We start from the raw sequence: 6,541 nt of genomic DNA on the forward strand, positions 1-6,541 counted from the left end.
ATTTTTCGGCTATCAAAGAGGAGTGATTATGAGCAGAACCATTTTTTGTACTTTCCTGCAGCGTGAAGCGGACGGCCAGGATTTCCAGCTCTATCCGGGCGAACTCGGGAAGCGCATTTACAACGAAATCTCCAAAGAAGCCTGGGCGCAGTGGCAGCACAAGCAGACCATGCTGATCAACGAGAAAAAACTCAGCATGATGAACCCGGAGCACCGCAAGCTGCTGGAGCAGGAGATGGTGCAGTTCCTGTTTGAAGGGAAAGACGTGCATATCGAAGGCTACACGCCGCCGGAAAAACAGTAAGGGCCCTGCGGCCTTTTAAAAACAAACACAACACGCACGCCCGGAATGATGAAAAAATACTTAGCGCTCGCGCTGATTGCGCCGTTGCTCGTTTCGTGTTCCAGCTCCAATAAAAAAGGCACCGAATACAACGAGGCCTGGGTCAAGGACACGAACGGATTCGATATCCTGATGGGCCAGTTTGCCCATAACATCGAGAACATTTGGGGGTATAACGAAGTCCTGCTCGCCGGGCCGAAGGACTACGTTAAATATACCGATCAATATCAAACCCGCAGCCACATCAACTTTGATGCCGGGACGATCACCGTCGAGACCATCGCGGGCACCGATCCGCGCGGACGACTGCGCCAGGCGATCATCAAAACGCTGCTGATGGGCGATGACCCCAACTCCATTGACCTCTATTCCGACGTCGATGATATTCAGATCTCCAAAGAGCCGTTCCTCTATGGTCAGGTGGTGGATAACACCGGCGCGTCGATTCGCTGGGAGTGGCGCGCCGCGCGCTACGCCGATTATTTGCTGCAAACCCGCCTCAAGAGCCGCAACAATGGCCTGCGCGTGATCTACAGCATCACCATCAACCTGGTACCAAACCACCTCGACAAACGTGCGCATAAATACCTCGGCATGGTGCGCCAGGCCTCGCGTAAATACGGCGTTGATGAGTCGCTGATCCTTGCGATTATGCAAACAGAATCATCGTTTAACCCCTATGCGGTGAGCCACGCGGATGCCATGGGGCTGATGCAGGTCGTCCAGCACAGCGCGGGGAAAGACGTCTTCCGTTCGCAGGGCAAATCCGGCCTGCCGAGCCGCAGCTATCTGTTTGACCCGGCGAATAACATCGATACCGGCACCGCTTATCTGGCGATGCTGAACAATGTTTATCTCGCCGGCATCGATAACCCCACCTCGCGTCGCTACGCGGTGATCACCGCCTATAACGGCGGCGCCGGCAGCGTACTGCGCGTGTTCTCCAGCGATAAAGTCCAGGCGGCGAACATCATTAACAGCATGGCGCCAGGCGACGTCTACCAGACGCTCACCACCCGCCATCCGTCGGCCGAATCGCGCCGGTATCTGTATAAAGTTAACACTGCGCAGAAAAGCTATCGCCGCAAATAACCCCCCTCTCTTACAGGCCCGGACATCGCACTGGGCCTCTCTTTTTTATAGGACATACTTCGTAATATCTTTTCGATTTTCTGCGGCAGTTAACAGAAGCTCCTCACCCCTGAATGATAGAATCGCATCAAAATAACGGTGGTTATGTTATTTAATAAACATAACAAGCCCACATTCGTGAGGATAAATACATGAATCTTAAGCTGCAGCTAAAAATACTGTCGTTCCTGCAGTTCTGCCTTTGGGGGAGCTGGCTGACCACGCTCGGCTCGTACATGTTTGTCACGCTGAAGTTTGACGGCGCGGCAATCGGCGCAGTGTATAGCTCGCTCGGCATCGCCGCCGTCCTGATGCCAACGCTGCTCGGCATCGTCGCCGATAAATGGATCAGCGCCAAATGGGTATACGCCATCTGCCACCTGGTCGGCGCGTTAACGCTGTATCTGGCGGCGCAGGTCACCACGCCGGGCGAGATGTTCCTTGTGATCCTCCTCAACTCGCTGGCCTATATGCCGACGCTGGGGCTGATTAACACCATCTCTTACTATCGCCTGCAGTCGGCGGGGCTGGATATCGTCACCGATTTCCCGCCAATTCGTATCTGGGGCACCATCGGCTTTATCCTCGCCATGTGGGGCGTCAGCTTCTCGGGCTTCGAACTGAGCCATATGCAGTTGTACATTGGCGCGACGCTGTCGGTCTTGCTGGCGCTGTTCACCCTGACGCTGCCGCATATTCCGGTCGCCAACGCCCAGCGCAATCAAAGCTGGACGGAGATGCTGGGGCTTAACGCCTTTGCGCTGTTTAAAAACAAGCGCATGGCTATCTTCTTTATCTTCTCGATGATGCTCGGTGCCGAACTGCAAATCACCAATATGTTCGGCAACACCTTCCTGCATAGCTTCGATAAAGATCCGCTGTTTGCCGGCAGCTTTATCGTCGAGCACGCATCAGTGCTGATGTCGATTTCGCAGATCTCCGAAACGCTGTTTATCCTGACCATCCCGTTCTTCCTTAGCCGCTACGGCATTAAGAACGTGATGCTGATTAGTATCGTGGCGTGGATGCTGCGCTTCGGCCTGTTCGCCTTTGGCGACCCGACACCGTTCGGCACTGTACTACTGGTGCTGTCGATGATCGTCTACGGCTGCGCCTTCGACTTCTTCAACATCTCCGGTTCGGTGTTCGTTGAGAAAGAGGTTCGTCCGGAAATCCGCGCCAGCGCCCAGGGGATGTTCCTGATGATGACCAACGGCTTCGGCTGTATTCTTGGCGGGATGGTGAGCGGCAAAGTGGTTGAGCACTTTACCGTCGAGGGGATCACTAACTGGCAGAGCGTATGGCTGATTTTCGCTGGCTATTCGCTGGTGCTGGCCTTTGCCTTCGTGGCGCTGTTCAAATACAAACACGTCAGACAACCGACCGCCGCCCAGCAGAGCGCCTGATCGTCACAAGCAAAACGCCCCGCCTGCTCGGCGGGGCGTTTTTTTATCCCTTCAGCACGTAACCGTACAGCCGCTTAATGCCATCCGGATCCGTTTCGCTGTAAACCCCCTGCAGCTCCGGCGAGAAACCCGGCAGCATATTGACTCCCTCCTCCAGCGCGAGGAAATAGCGCAGTACCGCCCCGCCCCAGATCTCACCGGGCACCACGCATAATACCCCTGGCGGATAGGGCAGCGCCCCCTCTGCCGCAACGCGGCCTTCCGCCTCGCTCAGACGCACCAGCTCCACGTTGCCGCGGATAAATTCGCGGTTAGCATCCTGCGGATTCATCACCACGCGCGGGAAGCTCCGTTTACGGAACATCTCCTTTTGCAGGCTCTTCACATCAAAGCTGACGTACAGATCGTGCATCTCCTGGCACAGTTCGCGGAGGGTATAATCGCGATAGCGCACCGGATACTTGTTGTAGATGGTCGGCAGCACGTCGGCCAGCGGCGTATCCGATTCAATATGCTGTTCGAACTGTCCCAGCATCGCCACCAGCTGCGCCATTTTTTCGGCGCTCTCCGCCGGCGTCAGCAGGAACAGAATCGAGTTGAGATCGCACTTCTCCGGCACGATGCCGTTTTCACGCAGATAATGCGCCAGAATGGTCGCCGGGATGCCGAACTCACTGTACTCCCCGCTTTCAGCGTCAATGCCCGGGGTGGTCAGCAGCAGCTTGCACGGGTCGACAAAATACTGGTCGTCCGCATAGCCCTCAAAACCATGCCAGCGCGCGTCGGGTTCGAAGCTGAAGAAGCGGCGCTCCCGGGCGATCGCCTCGGTCGGGTGATCCTGCCATGGACGCCCCGCCACCACTGGCGGAATAAAGGGCTGGATCATCTTGCAGTTAGCGATGATCGCTTTGCGCGCCTCGATGCCCAGAGCCACACACTCGGCCCACAGGCGGCGGCCGCTCTCACCTTCATGAATTTTGGCGTTGACGTCCAGCGCGGCAAACAGCGGATAGAACGGGCTGGTGGAGGCATGCAGCATAAAGGCGTTATTCAGCCGCTTGTGCGGACAGAAACGCGCCTGGCCGCGCAGATGGTTATCCTTTTTATGGATCTGCGACGTCTGTGAGAAGCCGGCCTGCTGCTTGTGCACGGACTGGGTGACAAAAATACCCGGATCGTCCGGGGTCAGCTCCAGCAGCAGCGGCGAGCAGTCGGCCATCATCGGGATAAACTGCTCATAGCCCACCCACGCCGAGTCGAACAGGATGTAATCGCAGAGGTGGCCTATTTTATCCACCACCTGGCGGGCGTTATAGACCGTGCCGTCGTAGGTCCCCAGCTGGATCACCGCCAGACGAAACGGGCGGGAGGCATTGGCTTTCTCAGGCGCCGCTTCGCGGATGAGATCCCGCAGGTAATGCTCATCAAAGCAGCGCTCGTCAATGCCGCCGATAAAACCGAACGGATTGCGCGCGGCTTCAAGATAGACCGGCGTCGCCCCCGCCTGAATCAGCGCCCCGTGATGGTTTGACTTGTGGTTGTTACGATCGAACAGCACCAGATCGCCGCGGGTCAACAGCGCATTGGTCACGACTTTGTTGGCCGCCGAGGTGCCGTTGAGGACGAAGTAGGTTTTATCCGCATTGAACACTTTCGCAGCGAACTTCTGCGCGTGCTTGGCCGACCCTTCGTGGATCAGCAGATCGCCTAATTTCACATCGGCGTTGCACATGTCGGCGCGAAAGACATTTTCGCCAAAAAAGTCATAGAACTGACGGCCTGCAGGGTGCTTTTTGAAAAACGCCCCGTGCTGATGCCCCGGACAGGCAAAAGTGCTGTTATCCATCTCAACGTACTGGGTCAGAGTATTGAAAAACGGCGGCAGCAGACGCGCTTCATAATCACAGGCCGCCGCCTCCAGCTCCAGCCACTCCTGATCTTTACCGGCGATCACCGCCTGCACCCCCTCTGGCCTCTCGACCGCCGTCTCACTCAGCAGGTAGACCGGCAGATTAAATCCGCTGCGTCTGAGGAGAGCAAGGATGCCGCTGCGACTGTCCGCCGCGGTGATGACGACTGCCGCCACATCGGTAAAATCGGTACTGTCCAGCGCCACAACGCGACGGTGGGTGGACAAGCGGGTGACCAGCTCGCAGCTGGCGGCAATGTGCATGGATTTCATAAGCGCAAATGCCCGTATCGGGAGTGTAAAAATCTCAGACAAGGAAACCTTGCCCAACGATGTGTCCGGGTCTGACGGATTTCAGCTCCGACCGCCGGACATCAGTAAAAGCAGACGCGTCCGATCTTACTGTTGCCCTACAGTGAGCATACGTGTCCTTCACCGCATGGTGAACAGAGGAGTAAGCGTAGCAAGATGAGGCACCCCGCGCATCTGTGCGCGACGTCGCTGGCGAGATAATGGCAGTGTCGTCATCGGCGGCCTCATATCAGGGAGGAGAAAATTCGCGCAATCATGGCACCTTTCCCGAACAGGCGCAAGATGAAAACCGTATGCACTTATATCACGGATACACAAGCTTTCGCGGCGGGTTAACGTCATAATAATGCGGTTATCAGGGATATTTAACAGGAGTCAGCGTGGTTACAGGACCTTTTATTAACGCCAGCGCGGTGCTGGTCGGCGGTGTGCTGGGCGCCTTGCTCAGTCAACGGTTGCCGGAACGGATCCGCACATCAATGACCTCAATTTTTGGCCTGGCGTCATTAGGCATCGGCATTTTACTGGTCATTAAGTGCGCCAATCTGCCAGTGATGGTGCTGTCGACCCTGGTGGGGACGCTGCTCGGCGAAATATGCAATATGGAAAAAGGCATCAATACGCTGGTCAGTAAACTCCAGCAGTTGATGTCAGCGAAAGGCAAGAAAAAGGCTTCGGCTCATGAGTCTTATATTCAGAGCTATGTGGCGATTATCGTCCTGTTCTGCGCCAGCGGCACCGGCGTCTTCGGCGCCATGCGCGAAGGGATGACTGGCGACGCCAGCATTCTGATTGCTAAAGCGTTTCTCGACTTTTTCACTGCCACCATTTTCGCCTGCACCCTGGGCATTGCCGTCGCCGCCATCAGCGTGCCGATGCTGCTCATCCAGCTGACTCTTGCGGCCTGCGCGGCGATCATTATGCCGCTTACTACCCCGATGATGCTGGCGGATTTCAGCGCCGTCGGCGGTATGCTGCTGGTGGCCACCGGGCTGCGCATCTGCGGGATAAAAATGTTTGCGGTGGTGAATATGCTGCCTGCGCTGGTGCTGGCGATGCCAATTTCAGCGGCCTGGACGCTGTTTTTTGCCTGAAGACGCGTGCTTTTAGCGCAATGTGGTGATAGATTGTTCAGTCTGCTGCAAAACAGATAAATTTCGTTGACGAGGCGCGGCGATTACGGTTTAATGCGCCCCGTTGCCCGGATAGCTCAGTCGGTAGAGCAGGGGATTGAAAATCCCCGTGTCCTTGGTTCGATTCCGAGTCCGGGCACCACTATTTAAAGAACCCGCCCAAAAGGCGGGTTTTTGCTTTTCTGCATCCGGACTCTTCATCGAACTCCGTTCGATTATTCGCCGCACAGCGGCTCACCCCTTCGGGGCCAGCGCGACACGCGCGCTGTTCAACGCCTGCGGCGTTAGTCCGAGTCCGGGCACCACT

5 protein-coding genes and 1 tRNA gene are annotated in these 6,541 nt (G+C 56.4%); 5 read left to right on the top strand and 1 reads right to left on the bottom strand.

The window, feature by feature from the left end; translation table 11 throughout:
- The first annotated feature begins 28 nt into the window (after positions 1–28).
- The 3 genes from HMPREF3142_RS14215 (at position 29) to HMPREF3142_RS14225 (ending at position 2,880) form a co-directional block, all read left to right on the top strand.
- The gene (locus tag HMPREF3142_RS14215; protein WP_004105744.1) at positions 29–304 is read left to right on the top strand and encodes an oxidative damage protection protein; all 276 of its coding nucleotides are present in this window, start codon (positions 29–31) and stop codon (positions 302–304) included.
- Between the two features lie 48 nt (positions 305–352).
- Positions 353–1,435, top strand: a complete 1,083-nt coding sequence (mltC, locus tag HMPREF3142_RS14220; RefSeq protein WP_012540557.1) for a membrane-bound lytic murein transglycosylase MltC — start codon at positions 353–355, stop codon at positions 1,433–1,435.
- Between the two features lie 191 nt (positions 1,436–1,626).
- Positions 1,627–2,880: a nucleoside permease gene (locus tag HMPREF3142_RS14225; RefSeq protein ID WP_012967223.1), complete on the top strand. Its 1,254-nt coding sequence runs from the start codon at positions 1,627–1,629 to the stop codon at positions 2,878–2,880.
- Between the two features lie 43 nt (positions 2,881–2,923).
- On the opposite strand, the gene HMPREF3142_RS14230 is transcribed toward HMPREF3142_RS14225, so the two are convergent.
- The gene (locus tag HMPREF3142_RS14230; protein WP_008806477.1) at positions 2,924–5,062 is read right to left on the bottom strand and encodes an ornithine decarboxylase; all 2,139 of its coding nucleotides are present in this window, start codon (positions 5,060–5,062) and stop codon (positions 2,924–2,926) included.
- Between the two features lie 419 nt (positions 5,063–5,481).
- On the opposite strand from HMPREF3142_RS14230, the gene HMPREF3142_RS14235 reads away from it, so the two are divergent.
- Together HMPREF3142_RS14235 and HMPREF3142_RS14240 are read left to right on the top strand one after the other, a co-directional pair.
- Entirely contained in the window at positions 5,482–6,195 is a 714-nt protein-coding gene (locus HMPREF3142_RS14235) for a DUF554 domain-containing protein (RefSeq protein ID WP_008806478.1), read from the top strand.
- Positions 6,196–6,300: 105 nt separating this feature from the next.
- A tRNA-Phe gene (locus HMPREF3142_RS14240) sits at positions 6,301–6,376 on the top strand.
- Positions 6,377–6,541: the final 165 nt, after the last annotated feature.

Origin of the sequence: Klebsiella sp. HMSC16C06, from assembly GCF_001808325.1 — a bacterium.
Lineage (GTDB): Bacteria > Pseudomonadota > Gammaproteobacteria > Enterobacterales > Enterobacteriaceae > Klebsiella > Klebsiella variicola.

What these genes read in the sequence shown, in the direction of transcription:
- HMPREF3142_RS14215 (WP_004105744.1), top strand. Translation starts at nt 29, where the DNA reads ATGAGCAGAACCATTTTTTGTACTTTCCTGCAGCGTGAAGCGGACGGC.
- HMPREF3142_RS14225 (WP_012967223.1), top strand. Translation starts at nt 1,627, where the DNA reads ATGAATCTTAAGCTGCAGCTAAAAATACTGTCGTTCCTGCAGTTCTGC.
- HMPREF3142_RS14230 (WP_008806477.1), bottom strand. Translation starts at nt 5,062, where the DNA reads ATGAAATCCATGCACATTGCCGCCAGCTGCGAGCTGGTCACCCGCTTG.
- mltC (WP_012540557.1), top strand. Translation starts at nt 353, where the DNA reads ATGAAAAAATACTTAGCGCTCGCGCTGATTGCGCCGTTGCTCGTTTCG.